22 protein-coding genes and 1 tRNA gene are annotated in these 24,349 nt (G+C 64.6%); 13 read left to right on the forward strand and 10 right to left on the reverse strand.

The window, feature by feature from the left end:
- The first annotated feature begins 68 nt into the window (after nt 1-68).
- A complete protein-coding gene (locus tag FNA67_RS15255) occupies nt 69-1,190 on the forward strand; it encodes a glycosyltransferase (protein WP_147656716.1) in 1,122 nt (373 codons plus the stop codon).
- Between the two features lie 79 nt (nt 1,191-1,269).
- The gene (locus FNA67_RS15260; protein ID WP_244616361.1) at nt 1,270-2,271 is read left to right on the forward strand and encodes a glycosyltransferase family 2 protein; all 1,002 of its coding nucleotides are present in this window, start codon (nt 1,270-1,272) and stop codon (nt 2,269-2,271) included.
- Here the strand turns inward: FNA67_RS15260 and FNA67_RS15265 are convergent.
- A complete protein-coding gene (locus FNA67_RS15265; protein WP_147656718.1) occupies nt 2,214-2,930 on the reverse strand; it encodes an endonuclease/exonuclease/phosphatase family protein in 717 nt (238 codons plus the stop codon). The two genes, FNA67_RS15260 and FNA67_RS15265, sit on opposite strands and share 58 nt — an antisense overlap.
- 158 nt (nt 2,931-3,088) lie before the next feature.
- Here FNA67_RS15265 and FNA67_RS15270 point away from each other — a divergent pair.
- Both FNA67_RS15270 and FNA67_RS15275 read left to right on the forward strand, forming a co-directional pair.
- Nucleotides 3,089-3,164 (forward strand) — tRNA-Ile (locus tag FNA67_RS15270).
- Nucleotides 3,165-3,256: 92 nt separating this feature from the next.
- Entirely contained in the window at nt 3,257-5,251 is a 1,995-nt protein-coding gene (locus FNA67_RS15275; RefSeq protein WP_147656719.1) for an acyltransferase family protein, read from the forward strand.
- Nucleotides 5,252-5,380: 129 nt separating this feature from the next.
- Here FNA67_RS15275 and FNA67_RS15280 read toward each other — a convergent pair whose 3' ends face one another.
- Nucleotides 5,381-6,340 carry an acetylxylan esterase gene (locus FNA67_RS15280; protein WP_147656721.1) on the reverse strand — a complete coding sequence of 320 codons (960 nt, stop codon included), beginning with the start codon at nt 6,338-6,340 and terminating at the stop codon, nt 5,381-5,383.
- Nucleotides 6,341-6,624: 284 nt separating this feature from the next.
- Here FNA67_RS15280 and FNA67_RS15285 point away from each other — a divergent pair, with 284 nt between their 5' ends.
- From FNA67_RS15285 to FNA67_RS15295, 3 genes are all read left to right on the forward strand, one after another.
- The gene (locus FNA67_RS15285) at nt 6,625-8,346 is read left to right on the forward strand and encodes an ABC transporter ATP-binding protein (RefSeq protein ID WP_147656723.1); all 1,722 of its coding nucleotides are present in this window, start codon (nt 6,625-6,627) and stop codon (nt 8,344-8,346) included.
- A gap of 121 nt (nt 8,347-8,467) precedes the next feature.
- Nucleotides 8,468-9,625, forward strand: a complete 1,158-nt coding sequence (locus FNA67_RS15290; RefSeq protein WP_147656725.1) for a GGDEF domain-containing protein — start codon at nt 8,468-8,470, stop codon at nt 9,623-9,625.
- A 79-nt stretch (nt 9,626-9,704) separates the two neighbouring features.
- Nucleotides 9,705-9,950, forward strand: a complete 246-nt coding sequence (locus FNA67_RS15295; RefSeq protein ID WP_147656726.1) for a hypothetical protein — start codon at nt 9,705-9,707, stop codon at nt 9,948-9,950.
- Nucleotides 9,951-10,027: 77 nt separating this feature from the next.
- Here the strand turns inward: FNA67_RS15295 and FNA67_RS15300 are convergent, their stop codons facing one another.
- Entirely contained in the window at nt 10,028-10,834 is an 807-nt protein-coding gene (locus FNA67_RS15300) for a DUF4386 domain-containing protein (RefSeq protein ID WP_147656728.1), read from the reverse strand.
- Between the two features lie 114 nt (nt 10,835-10,948).
- Nucleotides 10,949-11,854 carry a LysR family transcriptional regulator gene (locus tag FNA67_RS15305; protein WP_147656730.1) on the reverse strand — a complete coding sequence of 302 codons (906 nt, stop codon included), beginning with the start codon at nt 11,852-11,854 and terminating at the stop codon, nt 10,949-10,951.
- A gap of 112 nt (nt 11,855-11,966) precedes the next feature.
- On the opposite strand from FNA67_RS15305, the gene FNA67_RS15310 reads away from it, so the two are divergent.
- Nucleotides 11,967-12,206 carry a DUF2798 domain-containing protein gene (locus FNA67_RS15310; protein WP_147656732.1) on the forward strand — a complete coding sequence of 80 codons (240 nt, stop codon included), beginning with the start codon at nt 11,967-11,969 and terminating at the stop codon, nt 12,204-12,206.
- Nucleotides 12,207-12,210: 4 nt separating this feature from the next.
- Nucleotides 12,211-13,626 (forward strand): MFS transporter, encoded by a 1,416-nt coding sequence (locus FNA67_RS15315; RefSeq protein ID WP_147656734.1) that lies wholly within the window; start codon nt 12,211-12,213, stop codon nt 13,624-13,626.
- A 20-nt stretch (nt 13,627-13,646) separates the two neighbouring features.
- Here FNA67_RS15315 and FNA67_RS15320 read toward each other — a convergent pair whose 3' ends face one another.
- Nucleotides 13,647-14,672: a LacI family DNA-binding transcriptional regulator gene (locus tag FNA67_RS15320; RefSeq protein WP_244616362.1), complete on the reverse strand. Its 1,026-nt coding sequence runs from the start codon at nt 14,670-14,672 to the stop codon at nt 13,647-13,649.
- Between the two features lie 193 nt (nt 14,673-14,865).
- Between FNA67_RS15320 and FNA67_RS15325 the strand changes: the two genes are divergently transcribed.
- The 3 genes from FNA67_RS15325 to FNA67_RS15335 are packed head-to-tail and all read left to right on the forward strand — an operon-like array spanning nt 14,866 to nt 18,402.
- Nucleotides 14,866-16,392, forward strand: coding sequence for a sugar ABC transporter ATP-binding protein (locus tag FNA67_RS15325; RefSeq protein WP_147656738.1), 1,527 nt, complete (start codon nt 14,866-14,868; stop codon nt 16,390-16,392).
- On the forward strand, nt 16,389-17,393 hold the full coding sequence (locus FNA67_RS15330) for an ABC transporter permease (RefSeq protein WP_049705982.1): 1,005 nt from the start codon (nt 16,389-16,391) through the stop codon (nt 17,391-17,393). The genes FNA67_RS15325 and FNA67_RS15330 overlap by 4 nt, the downstream gene beginning before the upstream one ends.
- Nucleotides 17,394-17,442: 49 nt before the next feature.
- Entirely contained in the window at nt 17,443-18,402 is a 960-nt protein-coding gene (locus FNA67_RS15335) for a substrate-binding domain-containing protein (RefSeq protein WP_053167948.1), read from the forward strand.
- A 72-nt stretch (nt 18,403-18,474) separates the two neighbouring features.
- Here FNA67_RS15335 and FNA67_RS15340 read toward each other — a convergent pair whose 3' ends face one another.
- The 4 genes from FNA67_RS15340 to FNA67_RS15355 all read right to left on the reverse strand — a co-directional run bounded on the left by FNA67_RS15340 (nt 18,475) and on the right by FNA67_RS15355 (nt 20,005).
- Nucleotides 18,475-18,885, reverse strand: coding sequence for an SRPBCC family protein (locus FNA67_RS15340; RefSeq protein ID WP_049705983.1), 411 nt, complete (start codon nt 18,883-18,885; stop codon nt 18,475-18,477).
- A 40-nt stretch (nt 18,886-18,925) separates the two neighbouring features.
- On the reverse strand, nt 18,926-19,351 hold the full coding sequence (locus FNA67_RS15345) for a DUF1801 domain-containing protein (protein ID WP_147656740.1): 426 nt from the start codon (nt 19,349-19,351) through the stop codon (nt 18,926-18,928).
- Nucleotides 19,352-19,428: 77 nt separating this feature from the next.
- Nucleotides 19,429-19,650, reverse strand: coding sequence for a hypothetical protein (locus tag FNA67_RS15350; protein WP_049705985.1), 222 nt, complete (start codon nt 19,648-19,650; stop codon nt 19,429-19,431).
- Nucleotides 19,651-19,684: 34 nt separating this feature from the next.
- Nucleotides 19,685-20,005, reverse strand: coding sequence for an ArsR/SmtB family transcription factor (locus tag FNA67_RS15355; RefSeq protein ID WP_147658213.1), 321 nt, complete (start codon nt 20,003-20,005; stop codon nt 19,685-19,687).
- A gap of 201 nt (nt 20,006-20,206) precedes the next feature.
- On the opposite strand from FNA67_RS15355, the gene FNA67_RS15360 reads away from it, so the two are divergent.
- On the forward strand, nt 20,207-22,471 hold the full coding sequence (locus tag FNA67_RS15360; RefSeq protein WP_147656742.1) for an ATP-binding cassette domain-containing protein: 2,265 nt from the start codon (nt 20,207-20,209) through the stop codon (nt 22,469-22,471).
- Here FNA67_RS15360 and FNA67_RS15365 read toward each other — a convergent pair.
- Entirely contained in the window at nt 22,468-24,300 is a 1,833-nt protein-coding gene (locus FNA67_RS15365; RefSeq protein WP_147656744.1) for an SLC13 family permease, read from the reverse strand. The genes FNA67_RS15360 and FNA67_RS15365 overlap by 4 nt on opposite strands.
- Between the last annotated feature and the right edge of the window lie 49 nt (nt 24,301-24,349).

A 24,349-nucleotide genomic window follows, 5' to 3' on the forward strand; every position in this document is an offset into this window, starting at 1 on the left:
ATAGTCCGTTTTATCGACTGATCGCCTCTCCCCGCTTGCCGAATACTGTGGCATCAAAGGAGCGCGAGATGGACTTACTCAACCGCCTGTTCGTGGCCGGTAGTGGCGGACGGGTGAAGACTTCCACCACGGCGGCCGCGCCCGTGGGCAAAGCCAGCGTGGTCATTCCGTGCTACAACTACGCGCGCTACCTCGAGGCCAGCGTCGGCAGCATCCGCGGCAACGGCGACCTGGCGGTCGAAATCATCATCGTGGACGACTGCTCGACCGACGACAGTCTCGCCGTCGCCAACCGTCTGGCCGCCGCCGACAGCCGCATCCGCGTCGTCCCCAACGAGAAGAACCTCGGCCACATCGCCACCTACAACAAGGGCCTGGCACTCGCGACGGGCGACTACGTCATCCTGCTCTCGGCCGATGATCTTCTGGCCGAAGGCGCCTTGGCGCGCGCCGCCCGGCTGCTCGCCGCCGAGCCCTCGGTCGGCCTCGTCTATGGCCGCACCATCGATTTTCGCGGCAACCCGCCGCCGGTTTCGACCTCCGACCGTCCCGACTGGTACGTATGGAACGGGCACGATTGGCTCACCGCCCGCTGCAAGGCCGGCTACAACGTGGTGCCCACGCCCAGCGTCGTGATGCGCACCAGCGTGCTCCGCCGCATCGGCGGCTACCGCCCCGAGCTCCCCCATGCCGGCGATTTCGAGATGTGGCTGCGCACCGCCGCCGTCAGCGACATTGCCTTCGTCGCCGAGGTCCAGGCCTATTACCGCCTGCACGACATCAACATGCACAAGCGTGATTTCGATTCCGGCACCTCGCGCGGCGAACTGATCGATCTCGGCCAGCGCTGGGATTCGTTCCGGCTCATGTTCGACGCCATGGCCCCCGACTTGCCCGATGCTCCGCAACTGCGCGAGCTCGCGGCCCGCTCCATGGCCGCCGGCGTTCTCAGCCGCATGAGCCACGCCTATGCGCGCCGCACGCCGAACTTCCCTTTTTCCGAGTTCGAGGCCTTCGCGGCGGCAATCTACCCAAACTACAAGTCGCTGCCCGAAGCCCGCACCCTAGCCCGCCGCCGGCTCGTCCTCAAGGCCGCCTTCCTCTTCCAGCCCTTCTGGTTCCTGGTGGCCGTGGTGCGCCGGATCCGCTGGGAGTTCCTGCGCTACCGGCGGCTCGAGGTCGGCATCTAGGCCCAATGGGCTACCCTGCGCACTGGCCGGGGCCGGTATGCTCATCCGGTCGGCATTGACACCTCGAGGATCCCGCCCAGTGCATAGCCCGTTCGTAAGGCCCGCCTCACCCGGCCTGGTTTCGGTGATCCTGCCGACCTACAACCGTCTTGCCTCGCTTCCCGATGCCATCGCCAGCGTGCTTCGCCAGTCTTACGGCAAGCTCGAGCTGATCGTGGTCGATGACGGCTCGTCCCAGGATATTGCCGGGCTCGTGGCGGCCATCGGCGATGACCGCATCCGCTACGTCCGCCGCGCCCAGAACGGGGGCGCCGCCGCCGCTCGCAACACCGGCCTCTTGCTCGCCCGCGGCGAATTCATCGCCTTCCAGGACAGCGACGATCTCTGGCTCCCCGGCAAGCTCGCCCGGCAGGTTGCCCTCTTCGAGCGCCTGCCGCCGACGATCGGTGCCGTCACCGCACCCAAGATCCTTTATGGCCGCGACGCCGCATTCAACTTCGGGCCGGGAAAGGTTGCCATGGCCCCCGATCCGGCGGGACGCCTGCGCGAAGGCCAGGACGCCCTTCGCCATCTGCTCTCGCAGAACCGCATCAGCCTGCAGAACACGCTGTTTCGGCGCGCCCTCTGCCCGGCTCATCCCTGGTTCGATTCCCTCGCCCCCGCCAACGAGGACTGGGAGTTCGCCATTCGCCTCGCCCGCCAGACCGGCATCTATGAAGACATCGAACCGGTCGCTCTCGGCTTCATGTCGCCCGATAGCATCTCGCGCAATACCCGCAAGGAGTGCCGCGGCCTGCTGCGAATACTGCACAAGAACCGAGACGTGCTCGCCGCCGATCCCGCCCTGCGCGCCGGCCTTTTGATTCATCTCGCCCGGCAGATGCGGGCCCTTGGCCGCCGGCGCACCGCCAACCGCCTGTTACTGGAAAGTGTGAGAATTCATCCGCCCGCCGCCGTCGAACTCTCGGCCGCCCTTGGCCGGACTGTCCTGCGTCGCCTGCGCAAGAAGCCCGCCTCAAAGCCTCACTCGGCCGCTTCGGCCTCTACGCTGCGCGACAGCGTCGCCCATACCGGCAAGTGATCTGAAGCCGACTTGGCCTTGAGCGAGCCGTGCACGCCGCTCTCCACGATCGACAGGCCCTGACTGGTGATGATCCGGTCGAATCCGAAGACGGGCCGCACCGAAGGAAAACTGGGGCCGGGCTGCCCCACGAAATGGTCTGCCGCGAAGTGCTTGAGGCACCCGCCATTGACGCTCCACTCGTTGAGGTCACCCATCATCACGGTCGGCAGAGCCTCTTCCAGGCCCTCTAGCGCGTCGAGCACCGCTTGCGCCTGTCGCTTGCGCCAGAGCCCGACGAGCCCCAGATGCATGCCGACCACCCGCAGGCGGTCGTCGCCGACCTTGAGATCGGCAAGCACCGCGCCGCGCGGCTCGAGCGCCGGCAGCGTGATCGCGCGCTGCGCCAGCACTTCGACGTTCTTGCGCACCAGGATGACATTGCCATGCCAGCCAAGGCTCCCCGGCCGCACGCCGAATCGTACCGCCCGGTAGTCGGTTTCCTTCTCCAGCATCTCTGCGCTGAGCGATGAAACGCGCGCGCCAAAACGCCGGTCGACCTCCTGGAGCGCCACGACATCGGCATCGAGTTCGCCCAGCACCGAAACGATGCGCTCGGGCCTCCGCTTGAAATCTGTCCCGATGGACTTCTGGATATTGTAGGACGCCACCGAGATCATGACCGGGCCGTGTCTCCTTTGGGAGCAAAAGAAGCGGCAAACGCCGCTCCAAATCAAAGATGGTGACCCACTGTGCCCAGACAAGACCGCCCGCGCAACTGCATCGCCATCACAACCCGTTTGACACACGCTCATCGCCTGCTATGAGGCGTGCGGAAGGGCCCATAGCTCAATGGTTAGAGCCGACCGCTCATAACGGTCTGGTTCCAGGTTCGAGTCCTGGTGGGCCCACCAATTTCCCCTTGGCCCTCATTGTCCTCCTGTTGCTGTTGGGAAGTCCTCGTCGCTAGCTTGCTGCAACCGAGAATCACTGGCATTCAAACCGGATGGGCATTTCAACGATCTACCGGCGCGACATCGATGGACTTCGTGCCGTAGCGGTGTTGGGTGTCGTTGCCTACCATTTCGGTGCGTCTTGGCTTCCCGGTGGCTTCACGGGCGTCGACGTTTTCTTCGTGATCAGCGGCTTCGTAATCACCGCCAAGTTACGCAGAGAAATAGCATGCGGCGAGTTCTCGATCTTCGGGTTCTATGAAGGGCGCGTTCGGCGCATCCTGCCAGCACTTCTGACCATGCTGGGCGTATCTCTGGTCCTAGGGTGGTTTCTGCTTATGCCGGGAGACTACCAGGACCTCGGCGCCAGTGCGGCCTACTCGGCCTTTGGGCTAGGTAACCTCTTCTTTTACGGGAACACTGGCTATTTCGATCAGGCCGCCGACCTGCAACCTTTGCTGCACACATGGTCGCTCGGGGTGGAGGAGCAGTTCTACTTCGTTTGGCCCCTTCTCTTGTTGGCCGGCATCACTTTCGTCAGGTCACATAGGAGGCTTATCGCCATCCTTTCCGTTGGGCTCGTTGCAGCGTTTGCCTACGCAGTGCGGAAGGTCGGAAGCGATCCGACAGCGGCGTTCTACCTTCCGGCCCCGCGGGCCTGGGAGTTGGGCCTTGGGGCGATCATCGCCTTTGCCCCCCCTTTGAGAAATCGGGCACTAGCTGAAACTGGGAATGTGATCGGCATCTTCCTGATCGCAACGAGCTTCATTGCAATCAATTCGGAGATGCCTTTCCCGGGAGCGACGGCATTGCCGGCGTGTGTGGGCGCCGCCCTGCTCGTTTGGCCAAAGGCAACTTGCTACACCGCCAAAATACTTGGAATGCGACTTGCGGTAGCGATCGGCCTGATTTCGTATTCGCTGTATCTGTGGCATTGGCCGGTTCTCGTGTTTTACCGCCATTACAAAGGCGGTGCATTCCCCTCCGGGTTTGAGATCGTCGCTCTCGCGGCCACCACTTTTTCCCTTGCGTACCTTTCCTGGCGATTCATCGAGAAACCATTCCGCCACAAAGGATCGAGTTCTCGCACTGCGGTAGCCGTTGCGCTGGCGACTGCAGCCCTCGTCGCGGTTCCGTCATTGGTGGTCGCACAGCAGTCTGGTTTCGAAACGCGGGTCCCACCTGAGACCATGGGCCTATCGAGCCTCAAAGCAATGTGGGAGTGGGACTGCAAGACACAATATTTCCCGCCACTTGGTGGAGACTATTGCGTATTTGGCGCAACCGTCGAGGAGGCGAAATCCTTCGGCATCGTGTGGGGGGACAGCCATGCGGAACATGCTGCCGCGCTCATTGAAGGAGTGGCCCAGGATAATGGCATTGCCTTTGCGCTACTAAATAACTGCCCGGCCGCGTTGGGGGCAAGTGTGAGGCGAGTGAGAGCAGATGTCCCAAACTATGAAAGCTTGTGTGCGGATCGAAGGGCCGCGGCGCTTAGGGGGCTTTCCGACCCACGATTGCGATACATGGTCCTCGCCGGGTCTTGGAACCCCTTCTCTCGCTTTGTGTCGTCCGAAACCTTTCCACAAAAGGGCCGAGAACTCGTCGTCGCTGGCCTGGATGAATTGCTCGGGACTGTGAAGAGACGTGACGTTAGCTTCATCTTGTTGGATCAAGTTCCTACCTTCGATAGGGATCCTGTCGCCTGTCACATCGCGGAGGTCTCTGGATTGATCCGTTCAAGATGCACGGATCTGGGATATCGCGGCTACAATGCGTCGGCCATTGTGCAGCCTAAAAGGTTTCCGGGCTTCGATGCACTTGCGCGTCGATATCCGTTTCTGACGGTCGTCCACCCCAGGGACGCACTTTGCAGCGATGAACTGCAAACCTGCGAAACCGAGATCGATGGGGAATTGATCTTCCGCGACGGAAACCATTTGCGTCGTAATCTTAGCCCAAAGGCCCGCAAGGACCTCGCAGAACATATCGGGCTTGCCGACGCCATCCGCTCAACCGTCAGCCTCGCAGGTGGCAGTAAGCTCTAGGCGAACGAGTTTACGCATGTGTACGATGCCGTGCCACTCCAAGCATTAGTGCAGCGGTCCGAACCAATTAGGACTTCTGTATTACCGGGCTAGCGGCCCCACCACTCCCCCGATAACCCCATCGCCGGCCTATCCCAGCCGCGCGAGCCACTCGATCTGCCGGCATTCGTGAAGGGTGCCGCCGCCTTCGTGGTTGTTGAAGGTGTAGGTCTCGATTGCCTTGGGTCCCGCATAGGCGTTGAACGCACCGTAGACCGTCGAGGGCGGGCATACGTCGTCCATCATGGCCGCGGAGAAGAGGGCACTCGCCTTGGCCCGCCGGGCGAAGTTCACCCCGTCGAAATAGCTCAGCGTCCGGTAGGCGGCTTCGACCTTGTCCCGGTGCACCATGAGAAACCGCACGATCTCGCCATAGGGGTCGCGCGCCGTCAGGCCGATGGCGCGTGGGAAGTCGCAGAGGAACGGCACGTCGGCCATGAGGCCGCGCACCCGCGCGTCCAGCCCCGCAACCGCGATGGAAATCCCCCCGCCCTGGCTGCCGCCGGCAACGACGATCCTCTCCGGATCGATTTCGGGTCGGCTTCGGGCGGCCTCGACCGCGCGCACGCCGTCGACGAAGACGCGGCGGTAATAATAGTCCCTCGGGTCCTGGATGCCGCGGGTCATGTAGCCGGGATGAGCCGGACCCGACCCCACCGGATCGGGCGTGTCCGAGACGGCCCAACTGCTGCCCTGCCCGCGCGTATCCATCACCAGCACCGCGCGCCCGGTCGCGGGCCAGAGCAGATGCTGCTGGGGCTGGTCGCGCCCGCCGCCATAGCCGATGAACTTGACCACGCAATCGGCGACCGGACGCCCGGCGGGCTTGATATACCAGCCCCTGACGCGATGCCCGCCGAACCCGGAAAACGAGACGTCACAGACGTCAAAGAGCGTCAGGCCCGCGTCGCGAGGCACGAACACCGCATCGAGCGGCGTCTTGCGCGCCTCCGCGAGCGTCTCGTCCCAGAAGGCGTCAAAGTCGTCAGGGGTCGTCGCCTGCGACCGGTAACCGGGCAGGTCGGATGCGGGAAGGTCGAAAAAGGGCACGGCCGGACAACGCGTTAGGTTTGAGATGCCAGACGACAGCACGACCTCCGCCCGCAATCAAGACGCTAGTTCGCCCGCCCCGGTTCCTGACCGCCCCCGGAGCGCCCCCCGCCCTCGCGCACGCCCTTCCGGGCCCTCCCCCGAGACACGCCTTGGCGCGCGAAAGAAAAGTTGAACTATTGCCACATGTTTACTTGCCTCATGCCTGCCAAGGGGGCATGACGGCATCATGTTGGGGTCGCCCGCGGCCCGTCCGGATTTTTTTGGTTTCGCACGAGGCTGGATTGCTGCGCCGGTTCTTTTCCTATTACGCCCCCTACAAGGGACTGTTCTTTCTCGACTTCGGCTGCGCGGTGCTCGCCGGGATCCTCGAGCTCGGTTTCCCGCTCGCCGTAAAACTCTTCGTCGATACGCTTCTCCCCAGCCAGAACTGGGGACTCATCGCGGGCGTCGCCGCGCTGCTCCTGGGCGTCTACATCCTCAATACGGTGCTCACCGCGGTCGTCAACTACTGGGGCCACGCCCTCGGGATCTCGATCGAGACCGACATGCGGCGCCAGGCCTTCGAGCACATCCAGAAGCTCTCGTTCCGCTATTTCGACAACCACAAGACGGGACACCTGATCACCCACGTCACCAAGGATCTCGAAGAGGTCGGCGAAGTGGCCCACCACGGCCCCGAGGACGTCTTCATCGCCATCATGACCTTCATCGGCGCCTTCGTGCTCATGTTCACGGTGCACTGGCAACTGGCGCTGCTGACCACCGTGATCGTGCCGTTCATGACCTGGCTCGTCAGCCGCTACGGAGCGCGCATGACGCAGAACTGGCGCAGCCTTTTCCGCCAGGTGGGCGATTTCAACACACGCGTCCAGGAAAGCGTCGGCGGCATCCGCGTCGTCAAGGCTTTCGGCAACGAGGAGCACGAACGCGCGCTCTTTGCCCGCAACAACGAAAGCTACCGCGCGACCAAGCTCTCGGCCTACGCCTACATGACCGCCAGCATCTCGCTCTCCTATTTCAGCACGCGCTTCGTGCAGCTCGTCGTCATGATCGCCGGCACCTGGTTCGTGGTGCGGGGCGAGTTGAGCTATGGCGGCTTCGTCGGCTTCCTGCTGCTGGTCAACGTCTTCTTCCGCCCGATCGACAAGATCACCTCGGTGCTCGAAAGCTATCCCAAGGGCATTGCCGGCTTCCGCCGCTTCACCGAGCTCATCGACACCGAGCCCGATATCGAGGATCGCCCCGCCGCAAAGGCCGTCACCGGCCTTCGGGGCAATATCGTCTACAAGGACGTCGATTTTTCCTATGGCAGCGAGGACAGGATCCTGCGCGGGCTCAATCTCACGGTGAATGCCGGCGAGACCATCGCCCTCGTCGGGCCCTCCGGAGCCGGCAAGACCACCATCTGCTCGCTGCTGCCGCGCTTCTATGAGGTGACCGGCGGCTCGATCAGCATCGACGGCATCGATATCCGCGACATGACCCAGGCGTCGCTGCGCAGCCAGATCGGCATCGTGCAGCAGGATGTCTTCCTCTTCGGCACCACGCTGCGCGAGAACGTGGCCTACGGCAAGCTCGGGGCGAGCGAGGAGGAAATCTGGGCCGCCCTGCGCCTTGCCTCGCTCGACGATTTCGTCCGTTCCCTGCCCGATGGCCTCGACACCCTGGCTGGCGAGCGCGGCGTCAAGCTCTCGGGCGGCCAGAAACAGCGTCTCGCTATCGCCCGGATCTTCCTCAAGAACCCGCCGATCCTGATCCTCGATGAGGCCACCTCCGCCCTCGACACGGCGACCGAACAGGCCATCCAGGCCGCCCTCACCGAGCTGTCGCGCGGCCGCACCACCCTCGTTGTCGCCCACCGCCTCGCCACCATCCGCAACGCCGACCGCATCGTGGTGGTCAATCGTGATGGCATCGTCGAAGAAGGTTCGCACGCCCAGTTGCTCGACCGCGACGGCGCTTATGCCCGTCTTTACAAGGCCCAGTTCGGCGAGGTGGCATAACGCGCCACCTCCCCAAACGAGGCGACCGTGCAAAAGCTGAAAAAGCTTCTCTGCAAAGTAGGGTTTTGATCACCGACTGGCGTTATCAGGCAGCGGCCCCTCCTGACTCTAGGACCCCTCCGTGTTTGTCGACCAGACTTCCCTGCTTCTCGCGCTCGGCCTTGCGGCGTTCGCCATCTCGGCGACGCTGCTCATCACCTGGCTCGCGGCACGCACGGAAAAGTTCATTCTCGTCTGGGCCGTCGGATCGTGCGTTCTCGCAACCGCCTTCGCCGGTTTCTCGATCAACGCGGTGAGCAACCACTATGCGTTGCTGTGGATTTCCAACCTCCTGCTCTCGGGCAGCTTCGTCATTCTCTTCAGCGCGGCGTGCCTGTTTACCGGTCAGGACCTGCCGCGCACCCGCATCGCCGTCATTTCCGCGCTTTGCGCCGCGGTCATCAGCATGCCCTTCGTGCTTGGCTTCGATGCGTTGGGGGCCATCATGGGCAACCTGGTCAATGCGCTGCTGCTGGGCGGCACGGCTTGGACCTTCTGGCGCGGTCGCGCCGAAGCGCCGCTCTGGGTCGGCGGCATCGCCGTGCTCTATAGCCTTACGGCCATTTCGTTCATCCCCTGCGCCATCATGATCTTCCTCAAGGATCCGCTGATCCTCGATGCACCGCCTAGCGGCTGGGCCGAAGACCTCAATTCCATCGCCGGCCTCGTCGGCCTGACCGGTATCGGCGCGCTTTCCCTGGCCCTCAACCAGGCGCGCATCGCCCGGCGCCACCATGAGGAAGCCAACACCGATCCCCTCACCGGCCTGATGAACCGCCGCGCCATCTTCGATCGCTTCGGCGCCTCCCAGATGGACGAGAACACCGCCGCCCTGCTCTTTGACCTCGACCATTTCAAATCGATCAACGACCGGTACGGCCATGCCGCCGGCGACGAGGTGTTGCGCCGCTTCGCCCAGGTCGTCAGCCAGAACATGCCGCTCGGTTCGTCCGCCGCGCGCATCGGCGGCGAGGAATTCCTGCTGGTCGTCACCGATACCGACGACGCCGAGGCGCTGCTGATCGCCGAGGCCATCCGCTCGACCTTCGCCTGCGAAATTCTCCAGGGCGCCGGTGGCGGCTTCCGTGCCACCGTGAGCGTCGGGGTCTCGACCGGCATGGGCAGCCAGGACACGTTCGACCACGTCCTGCGGCGTGCCGACGACGCGCTCTACGGCGCAAAGAACAGCGGCCGGAATCGCGCCGCTTCCACGGCGCAGGGCGAAGGCGGGCCGCGCTAGCCTGGCCCCCGCTCCGAACCCACTGCCGCCACAAACGCCACTAGACTGGGCGCTTCCCTCAAGTCGGCGAGCGACACCAATGACCGAGCCCCAGCCAGCCCCACGCCCGGACCTTTTCACCAACAAGGATGCCGACGCCTGGGCCGAACAGTTTCACCTGCTGTTCTATGTTCTCGACATGTCGCCCATGCAGATCGCTCAGATCGATTACGGCCTGGCCCCCGATGATCCCGAGGCAGGTCTGGTGTTTCCCTGGGCTCATGAGATCGCGCGCCACTTTCCGCGCGTAGACGTCCGCGCCATGATCGAGGCGGCAACGAAATAAAGAAGGGGAGGGCTGGGACCCTCCCCTTCCAGTCGTGCGGTCGGCACGATCCCGCTACGACGAGACGCGACAACCCCTCACGACGTCCGGGCATCCATCGCTTCGAGCGCCGGGGCATTGAACCCCCGCACCAGCAGCCAGATACCAAGGAACAATTCCCAGAAGAACTCGGGCACGGTGGCGATCATCTGCGGGGTGGACCCCGCTTCGATGGTGCCGAACAGCACCGCCACGCCGGCCACCAGCAGCGCCGGCCCGCCGACGAGGCCGAGTACGGAAAGCGAGCGCGGCACGAGGCGCGTCTTCCACATCATGTAGCCAAGGATGAGGCCGTTCCCCACGCCCACCACGATGCCCGGGCCGAGGCGGAACGTCCAGTTATGCAGGGCCACGAGCGCCTGCCCTGCCGCCATCATCACGCCTTCCTCGGCAATGCCCGGCTGAAACCGCAGCGTATTGAGCGCCAGCAGCGCAACGATGCCGAAGGCGATGAAGCCGTTCTCGGTGAGCCGCGCCGCCACATAGCTCAGGCTCAGCGCCGGAAACTGGCGCTTGAGCACCGGATAGAGCGCCAGGGCCGTCGCAAGGTTGGCGAAAATGAGGATCAGCTCGAGCAGCGCTCCCCACGAAACGCCCGGGTCGAAGGTACCGCCGAGGACGAAGGCTGGGTCCGAAAGCGCCGGAGCGTAAAAGCTCACCACGGGCGGGATCGAGCTGGCAAAAGTGACGAGGAACATCAGGCCCGTGATCCTCGCCAGGCGCTGCGACTGTTTCCGATCATCGGGCGCGGCGGCAGGAGCCCGGGCCGGTGCCGCTTCCGGTGCGGCTGACATGCTTGCGGAAAAAGGGGTGACGGCCGGGGCCGACGTAGCGATCGTAGTCATCTAGTGCCTCCCTGGGATGGCGGTGAAACTTGAACACCACCTTCCTAGGCCGGCCCCGCTACTGGCGGAACGCGCATCGTTTGCACTGCATTCGTGCATCAAACGCCATGTTCCCTACTCCGCCTCCCTGCGTCGCGCGCACACGCTGCGGACCGTGGAACGAAGCCATCTGTGCGCGAGGTCCCCATCCATGCGCGGATGCCAGAGCATGGATAGGGTGAACCGTGCGATCTCCACCGGCAGCGCAAAGCTTGCCATGCCATGCCGCAGCCCCTCGGTATGGCGCTCGGGCACCGTGGCGACCAGTTCGGTGCTGCGCGCCAGGGCGATCGCGGTGGCAAAGCCATTGACGATCGTGACCACGCGCCGTTCGTGCCCGGTTGGGCGTAGCGCCTCGTCGACCTCGGCACTGTGGAGGCCCCGCCGCAGCACCTTCACATGGCCCGCGGCCGCGTAGCGCTCCGGCGTCATTGCGCCCTCCAGTAGCGGATGCCCATCGCGCACCACCCCCACCCAGCGATCCTCGAAGAGCGGCAGCGCCCTCAGTTCGGGAGCGGTTGCGAGATCGACCACGCCCGTTTCGATATCGACCTCTCCCTCCCGCAGCGGCGCGCCCTCCTTGTCCGGCTTGGCGAGGAATTGCAGTACCACTCCCGGCGCCTCCCCGGCCACGTGAGCAATCAGGCGCGGCCCGAAGGTTTCCACGAACCCTTCGCTGGTCCGCAGAGTAAACTGGCGCTCGAGGCTCGCCAGGTCGAGCTTCTCTGCCGGACGCAGGATGGCGTTGGCGCCGTCGACCACGTCCCCGACGAGGCCGCGCAACTCGAGGGCGCGAGGCGTCGGCACCAGTCCGCGCCCTGCGCGCACCAGCAGTGGATCGCCCGTGACCTCGCGCAACCGCGCCAGCGCCCGGCTCATCGCTGATGGGCTCAGGCGCAATCGCCGCGCCGCGCCGGCCACGCTTCCCTCCGAAAGCAGGACATCGAGCGTCACGAGGAGATTGAAGTCGGGCATCGGCACTCTCCCGGGTCATACATGGCGTTTGATGCACGAATATGCTGCGACCGATGCGCGTTCCGCAAGAGTGAGTGAGGGCGTACCTCTCCGGCATCCCTTGAACAGGAGTTGTGGAATGCCACCTCGTTTTGCGCCCGTCCTTTTCGGCTTCATCCTCTCGGCTCTCATGTCCGGCATCGTCTCGGCCGTCGCCGTCCTCCGCAATCTCGGACTGGTCGATGGTCTGCCCGGCATATGGATCAATGCCTGGCTGCCCTCGTGGGCCATCGCCTTCCCCACCGTGCTGGTGGTCGCGCCGATCGCGCGCCGCCTGGTGGGCCGCCTCGTCAAGGCTCCGGCCTCTCCCGCGCGGTGATCCCATGCAAGAGGCACCTAAACCCCGCTACGCCTTGCGCCTCGCCGCCCTTTCATTCGGCATGCTGCTCCCCTCCCTAGGAACCAGCATCGCCAATGTCGCGCTCCCGAGCCTCAAGCTCGCCTTCGGCGCCGGCAGCCAGGAGGTGCAATGGGTCGTCATCGCCTACCTGATGTCCATCACCGCTCTCCTGGTGACGGCCGGACGGCTGGGCGATCTCTTCGGCAAGCGCCGCCTGCTTCTGGCAGGCATGGGGCTTTTCGCACTCGCCGCGCTCCTCGCCGCCCTGGCCCCCGCCCTCTGGATCGTCATCCTGGCCCGCGGGCTACAGGGCATCGGCGCGGCGGCCATGATGTCGCTGACCGTAGCGGCGGTCGGCGACATGGTCCCCAAAGACCGGGCCGGCAGCGCCATCGGCCTCCTCGGCACCGTCTCCGCGGTCGGCACCGCCATCGGTCCCTCGCTGGGCGGCGTGCTGATCGCGTTCTTCGGCTGGCACGCCGTTTTCGCGCTCATGGCACTGGCCGGTGCGGCAGCGCTCGCCTTCGCCTGGCCATTGCTGCCGCGCGATACGCCTACCCGCACCCGGCCGGTTTCATTCGACATCCCCGGCACGATCGTGCTGACTCTTGCGATCGCCGCATTCGCCCTTGCGACAACGTTGGCGCCGATGGGCCTGCTCAACGCTGCGCTCCTGGGGCTGTTCATGATCGCGCTGGCGACGTTCATCTTCATCGAAAAGCGCAGCCAGGCGCCTCTGCTGCAATTGCGGCTTCTCAAGAGCCACGGCCTGAGCGCCGGCCTCGTTTCGCTTGGTCTCGTCTCGGCCATCCTGATGACCACGCTGGTGGTCGGGCCGCTCTACCTTTCGACCGTCCTCGGGCTTGGACCGGCAACCACGGGCCTGGTCATGTCCATCGGCCCGGTCGTCGCCGCGCTGGTCGGCTACCCCGCCGGCTTGCTCGTCGACCGCTTCGGCCACGCCGCCGCATCGAGCGTAGGCCTTGCCGGCGTCCTTGCGGGAACGCTGCTGATGTCGTTTCTTCCGCCGATCCTCGGTGTCCCCGGTTACGCGGGAAGCCTCGTCGTCATAACGGCCGCCTACGCCGTCTTCCTCGCCGCCAACAATACCGGCATCATGACCGGCGCCGGCAAGGAGCAACGCGGCGTGGTGTCGGCCTTGCTATCCCTTGCCCGCAACCTGGGGTTGATCGCCGGAGCCTCGGCAATGGGCTCGGTCTTCGCGCTCGGCTCGGCCGGCCTTGCACCCCTCCACCTCGCTCAGGGCGGCGAGACGGGCCTGCGCATAACGTTCCTCCTGGCCGCTATCCTCGCGTCCATCGCACTGGTCACGACCCTGTGGAGTCGCTGGAGCGCCGGCCGGCCCCCCGAGGTCGGTCGCCAGGCCGGCGTTCCCTGAAGCTTGCCCGGCTGCTGCGGCTACTTGCTGCCCAGCCGGGCCACCGAGTTGCGCAGGATGAGTTCGCTCCGCAGCAACACCTTGCGCTGCTCGACCTGACGTCCCTCGACCACAGCCAGCAGCAGATGCATGGCGGTCTCCCCGATCTTGGAGCGCGGCTGCTTCATCGTCGTCAGGGCGGGCGTCACGAAGCTGGCGAACGAGATGTCGTCGAACCCCATGATCGAGAACGCGCGCGGCAGGTCATAGCCGCGGGCGTTGAGCGCGATGATCACGCCCAGCGCCGTGGCATCGTTCACGCACAGGAACGCCGTCGGCAGCACGTCGCGCACGAACATGTGCTCGGCGGCCTGCCGGCCGCTCTCGGTCGTCCCATCGCCATCCAGGATCAGCATCGGATCGATCTCGATGCCGAAATTGCTCAGCGCCTTTCGATAGCCGCCCTCGCGCAGCCCGTTGACCATCTTGCTGGTCGAATGCCCGATAAAGGCGATGCGTCGGTGCCCCTGCGAGATGAGGTGCTCGGCAGCGATCCGCGCACCCTCGAAATTGTCGACGCCCACGAACGGCACCTTGTCGCCCGGCACCGGCTCGTTCACCGCGACCATGGCAGGCGGCCGGCTGGCCGGATCGTCGAGACTGAGTCCGAAAGGCAGGTGGCCGGTGAGCAGGATCAGCCCGTCGGCCTGGTTGGAACTGATGAAGCGCAGATAGTCGGCCTCGCGGGTCGGATCGTTCTGCGTATTGCCGATCAGCACCCCGTAGCCGCGCTTGCTGGCCTCCGTTTCCAGCCCCACCAGGATGTTGGAAAAGTTCGGGTCGCCCACGTCCGGCGCCAGGATCAGGATCATCTTGCTGCGCCGCATGCGCAGGGATCGAGCCATGGCGTTGGTGGTGTAGCCGGTGCGCGCGATGGCTTCGTTGACGCGCCGCCGCGTCTCGTCCGCAACCTTGCCGGGTTCGTTGACGGCCCGGCTTACCGTGGCGATGGAAACGCCCGCGATCGCCGCAACGTCCTCGATTGTAGCCAGTTTCTGTTGCTGCACTTGGCGCTCCGCCAGCGGCGAATCTGGCTCGGTTTCTTCGCGTTTCGCTTCATCGCGGCATAAAGCGCAATGCGCTGAAAATACAGAGTCAATAGCCCTATGTAAACCTTTACATAGCCCATGAAAACCTTTACATTGCCAAGAATGACGAAGAATGCAGGCAATGCATCGCGTCAGAGGGAGGGTGGGCTGTATGCCGACGAGCACTGGCGCGAATGCGCCTCCAATTCTGGCTGCCCAGCGGATTTCCAAGTCCTTTGGTGAAGTTCCGGTGCTGTTCAGCATCGACTTCGACGTCCGCCCCGGCGAGGTCCACGCCATCATCGGCGAGAACGGCGCGGGCAAATCCACCCTGATGAAGATTCTCTCGGGTTTCGAGCAGCCGACCTCGGGCACCATCGTGTTCGACGGCAGGCCGACGACGCTTCCGCCCAATGGTGAAGCCGAGGGCATGGGCATCGTCCTCATCCACCAGGAATTCAACCTGGCCGAACACCTGACGGTCGCCGAATCCATCTTCCTTGGCCGCGAGCTCAAGCACTTCGGCTTCCTCGATGTCAGGCGCATGCGCGAGCAGACCCAGTCCCTGCTCGATACCCTGCACGTACCGGTCGATCCATCCGCCCGCATTTCGACCCTCACCGTGGCCGAAAAGCAGATGATCGAGATCGCCAAGGCGATCAGCCGCGACGCGCGCGTCCTGATCATGGATGAACCCACCGCAGTCCTCTCGGTGGCCGAAACCCGCACGCTCTTCGAACAGATCAACCGCCTCACCGCCCGCGGGGTCGCCATCGTCTTCATCTCGCACAAGCTCGACGAGGTGATGCAACTCTCCGACCGCGTGACGATCCTGCGCGACGGCCAGTTGATCGCCACACTGGACAGCAAGGCCCTCACCCCGGATTCGGCTGCCCAGATGATGGTCGGTCGTGAACTCTCCAACCTCTACCCGCCCAAGCACGAGCCCGATGTCGATGCGCCCCTGGTCCTCTCGGTCAGGGGGCTGCGCTCGAACGGCGTCCATGACGTCTCGTTCGGCCTGCGCCGCGGCGAGATCCTGGGCTTTGCCGGCCTCATCGGCTCCGGCCGCACCGCGGTGGCCGAAACCATCGTCGGCCTTATCCACCGCGATGCTGGGGAGCTCGACTTCAACGGCCGTCCCGTGCACTTCGCCAATGTCGCCCAGTCGCTGGCCGCCGGCATCGTCTACATGACCAAGGATCGCAAGGGCAAAGGGCTGATGGTCAACATGGGCCTGCGGCCCAACCTCACCCTCCCCACCCTCGATCGTCACCTCAAGGGCATCTTCATCGACACGGCCAGCGAAACCAGGGCGCTCGAACGCGCCGTGCGCCGCTTCGATATCCGCGCCCGCGACGAGTCGGTGCGTGCCGGCCAGCTGTCGGGCGGCAACCAGCAGAAGCTGATGCTGGGCAAGACCATGGAGAGCGAGCCCGAGGTCATCATCATGGATGAGCCGACGCGCGGCATCGACGTGGGCACCAAGCAGCAGATTTATCACATCGTCGCCGCGCTCGCCGCCGAGGGCAAGTCGATCATCCTGATCTCCTCCGAACTCCAGGAGGTCATTGGCCTGAGCCACCGCGTGATGGTCATGCGCAACGGCCGGATCGTGGGCGAGCTTGAAGGAACCGAAATCAGTGAAGAACAGATCGTGCGCCACCAGATGGGCATCGAAGGGAAGACTGCCGCATGACTAGTGTCGCCAGAGACCGCGAACCCGCCGTCAAGACGAGACGCCTCAGGATGAGCGTGTTCGGGCCGTTGCTCGCCCTGCTCCTGCTCCTGATCCTGGGGTCGCTCCTCAACGGGAATTTTCTCACCTTCGCCAACATGGCCAACATCGTGGCCCGCGCTTCGTTCATCGGCATCATCGCCATCGGCGCCACCTTCGTCATCACTTCGGGCGGCCTCGACCTTTCGGTCGGCTCCATGGCCGCCTTCATCGCCGGGATGATGATCATCATCATCAACAGCGCCGTTCCCTCCATGGGCACGGGCTGGTCCGTCATCATCCTGGGCATCGCCGCCGGCCTCGCCATCGGCGCGGCGGCCGGCGCTGCCAATGGCCTGCTGGTGACCGCGGGGAGGATCGAGCCTTTCATCGTCACGCTCGGCTCGCTCGGCATTTTCCGCGCCCTCATCACGTTCCTGGCGAACGGCGGCACGCTCAACCTCAACTTCCAGGCCGCCGAAACCTATTCGCCGCTCTATTCGGGCAGTATCCTCGGCATTCCCGTGCCGATCATCGTCTTTGCCGCGGTGGCCATCGTCGCCGAAGTGGTGATGCGGCGCACCACGTTCGGGCGGCACCTGTCGGCCATCGGCTCGAACGAACAGGTGGCACGCTACTCGGCCATCAAGGTCGACCGCGTGCGCCTGATGACCTACGTGCTCCAGGGCTTCCTCGTCGGCATGGCGGCCGCGCTCTATGTCCCGAAATTCGGTTCGGCCAACAGTTCCACCGCCGTGCTCTGGGAATTGCAGGCGATCGCGGCCGTGATCATCGGCGGCACCATGCTGCGCGGCGGGTTCGGCCGTGTCTGGGGCACGGTCGTCGGCGTGATCATCCTCGAGCTGATCGGCAACATCCTCAACCTGCAGAGCTTCATCAGCCCCTACCTCAACCAGGCTTTCCAGGGCGCCATCATCATCGTTGCGGTGCTGCTGCAACGCCAGCGCCGCACGACCAACTGACCACAGTTTCAACGATGCCCGCCAATGGGCAAATGGGAGGACGACGACTATGAACTTGCTGAAAACCACAGCCCTTACGGCCATCGTGGCCGGCACCTTCGCCCTGGCGGGCACTGCCCTGGCCCAGGACAAGAGCTACGTCATCGGCGTGTCGGTGCCCACGGCCGACCACGGCTGGACCGGCGGCGTCGATTTCTTTGCCCAGCAGGCGGTCGATCGCCTGAGCAAGGCCTATCCGAACCTGTCGTTCGTTCTGGCGACCGCGCCGGATTCGACCAAGCAGGCCGCCGACCTCGAAGACATGGTGACCACCCGCAATATCGATGGCCTGGTCATCCTGCCCGGCGATCCGGACGCCATGACCGCCTCGATCAAGAAGGTCAAGGATGCCGGCAAGTGGGTCACGGTGGTCGACCGCGCCCTCAGCCAGCCCGGCATCGAGGATCTTTACGTCGCCGGCGACAATCCGGGCCTGGGCACCACCACCGCCAACTACTTCAAGTCGGCCCTGCCCAATGGCGGCAATATCGTCGTCCTGCGCGGCGCGCCGATCCCGATCGATGCCCAGCGCGTGGATGCCTTCATGGCCGGCATCGAAGGCACCAACATCAAGGTTCTCGATAGCCAGTTCGCCAACTGGAACCGCGATGATGGCTACAAGATCATGCAGGACTTCCTGACCAAGTACCCCAAGATCGACGCCGTCTGGGCGCAGGACGACGACACCTTGGTCGGCGTGCTCAAGGCTCTCAAGGAAGCCGGTCGCGAGAACGAGATGTGGGCTGTCGGCGGCGCCGGCATGAACCAGATCGTCAAGATGGTTGCAGCCGGCTCGACCCAGGTTCCGGTCGACGTCTCCTACAACCCCAACATGGTGGCCACCGCCATCGACCTGACCGCGCTGCACTTCGCCGCCAACGCCCAGGTCGACGGCAAGATGATCATCAATTCGACCCTGATCACCAAGGACAACGCCGCCCAGTTCGACTATCCGAACACCCCGTTCTGATCTGTCGAAAGCCGCAAGAACACGAAGGCCGCCCGAGCGATCGGGCGGCCTTTCTCGTTTATCGGACCACGCTCACTCGGTATGCGCGAGCACGTCTTCCAGCTTGGTGAGGAACGCGTTCCAGCCGGCGCGGGCACCGTGATAGGCCTGGTTCTGGTCGGCGCGGAAGCCGGACTGTTCCATGCGCAGGCTCGTGCCGGTTGCGGTGGGTGTCAGCGTCCAGGTGACGACGCTTTCCAGGCCATATGCCTCCCAGGTGTAGGAGAGCGTCCTGTTCGCCTCGACCTCGAGAACCTTGCAATCCACCGCGCCCCAATCGGCACGGAAGCTGAAGCTGTGATCCACCTGCGGCTTGAAATCGCTTTTCATCAACCACTCCTCGATCAGATGCGGCTGCGTCAGCGCCCGCCAGATTTTCTCCGGGGGAAACGCGACCTCGCGCTCGATGACCACCGAACGGGTTTCGGCTGCTGCTTCGTTCATGAACTAATCCTTCTTGCGAGTGTCGTATCCGGCCCCCGGGCTATCGCTGGGACTTGGCCACGGTCTTCGGTTTTTTCACCGCGTTGGTTGTGGCCGCCGCCACGATGAGGGCGCTGAGCGCCGCCTCGTTGATCTCTGCGCCCTCGGAAAAATCGATGGCGCGGCGGACGTTGCCTTCCAGGCTCGAATTGAAAAGCCCCTCGGGGTCCTCGAGCGACGCCCCCTTGGGAAAGGTCAGCTTGACCGCCTTCTTGTAGGTCTCGCCCGTGCAGATGATGCCGTCATGGGACCAGACCGGGGTGTCCCACTTCCATTCCTCGATCGCCTCGGGGTCCGCCTTGAGGATCAAGGCCCGCAGTCGGGCCAGCATGTCGCCGCGCCAGTCGGCCAGATGCTCGATCTTGGCATCGATCAGCCGGCTCGCCTCGCTTTGCCCAGCCGGGCCCTCGGTCGTGGAAGTCGTCATCGCCTTGTTGCCTTTCGTTGTCCGCGCCGTTGCCAGTATAAGCGCGGCCTTCCGGTTTGGTTCGCTCTTGGCCAGGCCTATTGCACGGCCCGCCGGGCGCTGCGCCAACGGTTGGCGTAAGGCAGCACGAACATGTAGATGCCGGTAAACAGCAGCAGTGCCAGCGGGATCAGCGTCGAGAACCCGATCCAGAGCGCAATGTCTCCACGCCCCAGTACGGCGAAGTTGGCGATCACCGCCAGAACGAAGATCACCGACAGCCACCGGTGAATCTGCCGGATCCATTTGCTTGCATTCATCGCTTTGTGCCTCCTTGCGCGTTGCGTTTCGGACTCACTGGTCCATTCTTTTGAGTAGGTCTTCGAGGTCGTCGAACCGGCTCTGCCAAAACCCCGCCATCTGGCTCGTCCAGTCGATCAGCGGTGACAGTGCGCCCAGTTGGGCGCTGTAATGGGTCTGGCGCCCCTGGTGACGGTCCCGCACCAGCCCCGCCTGCTTGAGCACCACCAGGTGCTTGGAAACCGTCGGCTGGGAAACGCCGGCCCATTCGGTCAGCGCCCCCACCGTCTGCTCCCCATCCTGGCAGAGCCGTTCGAAAAGGGCCCGCCTGGTCGGGTCCGCCAGCGATTTGAAAAGCAGGTCGTGGTTGCCTATGGTCACGGATCGATACCCCGTTGGCTATGGATTAATTAATAGCCATTCAGCTATGCAAGTCAACCCCGGCGGCAATTGCAGAAATTCGTTTTCAGAAAATCGATCCTTGAAATCGCATGCCTCGCTGGCTATGCATCACCTCTGCCGATTTCCAGGCCGCGCCCATCCGACCCCACGCACAAACCGAGGTAAGGACCGGACATGCCCCTCCCCGACTATGGTTCGATCGTCATTCGCGGCGCCCGCGAGAACAACCTCAGGAACGTCTCGCTCGACATTCCCAAGCGCCGCATCACCGTCTTCACCGGCGTTTCCGGCTCGGGCAAGTCGTCCCTGGTTTTCGGCACCATCGCCGCCGAGAGCCAGCGCCTGATCAACGAGACCTACCCGGCCTTCGTGCAGCAATTCATGCCCAGCTATGGCCAGCCCGATGCCGATCTGCTCGAGAACATCTCGGCCGCCATCATCGTCGACCAGCAGCGCCTGGGCGGCAATTCCCGCTCGACCGTCGCCACCGTCACCGACACCGCCCAGATGCTGCGCGTCCTCTTCTCGCGCCTTGCCGAGCCGCGCCTGCCCGCCCCCGGCTACTATTCCTCCAACGATCCGCGCGGCATGTGTCCGGAATGCGAGGGCATCGGCCAGGTGGCGGCCATGGATATGTCGGCGGTCGTCGATGAAAGCCGCTCGCTCAGCCAGGGCGCCCTGCTCTGCAAGGGCTTCGAGGTCGATGGCTGGTGGTCCGCCACCTACTTCCAGTCCGGCATGTTCGATCTGGACAAGCCCATCAAGGACTACACGCCCGAGGAACGCGCCAACCTTTTCGATCTCGATGACGGCCGCAAGGTCAAGGTCAACAAGATCAACCTCACCTACGAAGGGGTCATCCCCAAGCTCAAGCGCTCGCTCGGTTCCAAGGACCCCGAGACGCTCCAGCCCCATGTCCGCGCCGAGTATGACCGGGTCTTCACCAGGAAGACCTGCCCCTCCTGCTCGGGCGCCCGCCTCAAGCCCGAAGTGCTGGCCAGCCGTATCGCCGGGTTCAACATCGCCCAGCTCTCGGCAATGCAGGTCAGCGATCTCGCCGCCCAGGTCCGCGCCATCGAGGCGCCGCAGGTAGGCCCGATCCTCTCCGCCCTCGCCGCCCGGCTGGACAATCTCGTCACCATCGGCCTCGGCTACCTCAGCCTCGAACGTGAAAGCTCCTCGCTCTCGGGCGGAGAGAGCCAGCGCGTCAAGATGGTCCGCCATCTCGGCTCCTCCCTCACCGACATCACCTACGTTTTCGATGAACCCTCGGTGGGTCTGCATCCACATGATGTCGGCCGCCTCGCCGGCCTGATGGAGCAGTTGCGCGACAAGGGCAACACCGTCCTCATCGTCGAACACAAGCCCGACATGATCGCCATTGCCGATCACGTGGTGGACATGGGCCCCCTCGCCGGATCGCGCGGAGGCGAAGTCGTCTACCAGGGCGACTACGCCGGCCTGCTCGCCTCCGGCACGCTCACCGGCAACCACATGCAGGCGCACCAGCCCATCAAGGACAAGGTGCGTTCGCCGAAAGGCGAGCCGCTGCGCATCGCCAATGCCAGCCTCAACAATCTCAAGAACGTCTCGGTCGCCATTCCGCGCAACGTCCTCACCGTCGTTTCAGGCGTGGCCGGCTCGGGCAAATCGAGCCTCATCCAGGGTTGCCTGCCCGTGGCCTATCCGGAAACCGTCATCATCGACCAGAACCTGGCGCGCGGCTCGCGCCGCTCCAACACCGCCACCTATACGGGCATCCTCGACAATGTCCGCAAGGCCTTCGCCAAGGCCAACGATGTCAATGCGGCGCTGTTCTCGGCCAATTCCAAGGGCGCCTGCCCCGACTGCAACGGCCTGGGCGTCATCTACACCGATCTTGCCCACCTCGATCCCATGATCACCGTCTGCGAGACCTGCCACGGCAAGCGCTTCCAGCCCGAAGTGCTAGAGCATCGCCTGCGCGGCCGCTCCATCGCCGAGGTCTACGAGATGAATGTCTCGGATGCCGCCGCCTTCTTCACCGAACCCGCCATCGCCAGGACGCTCAAGGGCCTCGAGGACGTTGGGCTTGGCTATCTCACCCTCGGCCAGCCCCTCTCGACGCTTTCCGGCGGCGAGCGCCAGCGCCTCAAGCTTGCAGCCGAACTGGGCAAGAAGGGCAATATCTACGTGCTCGACGAACCGACGACCGGCCTTCACATGAACGATGTCGACACCCTCATTTCCCTGTTCGACCGCCTCGTGGACGCCGGCTCCACCGTCATCGTCATCGAGCACAACCGGGATGTCATCGCGCGGGCCGATTGGGTCATCGACCTCGGTCCCGGCGCCGGGCACGATGGCGGCACGGTCCAGTTCGAGGGCGTTCCCGCCGACCTGGTCACGACCGCCAATTCGCTCACAGGGCAATACCTGGCCCGCATCCAGCAGGGCTAGAAGCGCCAGATCAGCGGCACGTAGAACACCGAGATCACGAAGAACCAGATCATCAGCGGCAGGCCGAGTTTCCAGTAGTCGTTGAAGGCGTAGCCGCCCGGCCCCATGACCATGAGGTTGGTCGGCGTCGCGATTGGCGTGAGGAACGCCGCCGCCGCCGCCACGCCCGTGCTCATCAGCACCGGGCGCGGCGAAATGCCCATCGATGTCGCAGCCGCCACCCCGATCGGGATGATGATCAGCGCCGTCGCCGTGTTGCTGATCAGTTGCCCCATGATGGCGGTCAGCAGGAAAAGCCCCGCCAGCAGCGCCAGCGGCCCGGCGTCGCCCACCAGCTTGACCAGTTCGTTTGCCAGAAGGGCCGCAGCTCCGGTCTCGATCATCGCCGTCGAGAGCGGCATCATCGCGCCGACCAGGATCACTGTCGTCCAGTTGATTGCGCGGTAGGACTGCTCGACCGACATGATCCCCGTCAGCACGATAGCGCCAGCGGCCAGGAGCCCCGCCACGGCCGGCGGCACGAGCCCCGTCGCCAGCAGGATCACCATCGCCACCAGGATCACCACCGCCTGGCGCGCGCCCGGTCCCATCGGCAGAGCCTGTCGCCGCACCAGTTCGGGCGAGCTCACCACCAGCACGTCCGGGTCCGTCAGGTGGTCGTCCAGGGCCTTCCATGTGCCCTGCAGCAGCAGCGTGTCCCCCGCCTGCAGCGCCACGCCGCCGGCCTCTCCGCTCGCCTCGCCTGCCGCCACCTCATTGCCCGACCGCTGTACGGCGAGAATGATCAGGTCCCCGCTTTCGGTCACCATGCCGGGGAAGACCGTGTAGCCGATCAGCCCCGAGCGCGGCGGAATGACCACTTCGGCCAGCCCAGAGCGGCTGTTGAACAGCGTTTCGGCGCCGCTGGTCTCGTTCGCCTCGCTGCGGAACGCCAGGTGCATTTCGCTGGCGAACACTGCCACCGACTCGGCCTCGCCGCGCACGATCAGATGGTCGCCTTCGGCCACCGGGCGGCGCAACGGGCGAGCCGTCTCGCCCTCCTGGGCCGCCGCCAGTTGCACGCCCGACCACGGCTTCATGTCGATGGCGCTGTAGTTGTTCCCGATCAGCGGCGAGGAGCCGCGCACCCGCACCTGATAGACCCCGTCGGCCAGTCCATATTGCTCCACCAGCGTCTTGGCGTGGCTGGAAAAGTCGGCCGGCATCGTCGCCCCGTTGCGCTCGGGCAGCAGGCGTTTGCCGAAAAGGATGATGATGGCAATGGTGCCGATCAGCAGCGGCACGCCTACCAGCGTGAATTCGAAGAACCCGAACCCGCCGACCCCGGCGTCCGCACTGGCTTCCGACACCAGCACGTTCACCGGCGAGCCGGTCAGCGCCAGCTTGGAGCCGGCATGGGCCGCAAACACCATCGGCATGAGCAGTTGCGAGGAATGCCGCTTGAGCCGCACCGCGATCACCACCACCACCGGCAGCAGGGCGGCGACTGCGCCGTTGACGCTGATCAGCGCCGTCAGCAGCGCCACCAGCAGCATCATGAGGATGAGCAGTCGCGTTCGGCTCTCCTCCCCCGCGCCACGGATCAGCAGTTGACCGGCCCAGGCCGTCACGCCTGTCACTTCCAGCCCCGCGCTCACCACGAAGAGCGAGGCGATGAAGATCACGGCCGGATCGCCGAACCCCACCAACGCCTGTTCGATGCTCAATATGCCGCTGGCCCAGAGCGCCAGCGTCACCAGCAGCGACACCACCACCACGGGCAACTTGTTGGAGACGAAGAGGACGACGGCAATGGCGACGATGATGCCGATAAGGGTTATCTGACTCAAATCGATCCGTTCCTCTTCCGCGGCCCTGGCTGCGCCATCGGACCTCGCC

The organism is Youhaiella tibetensis (genome assembly GCF_008000755.1).
Taxonomy (GTDB): domain Bacteria; phylum Pseudomonadota; class Alphaproteobacteria; order Rhizobiales; family Devosiaceae; genus Paradevosia; species Paradevosia tibetensis.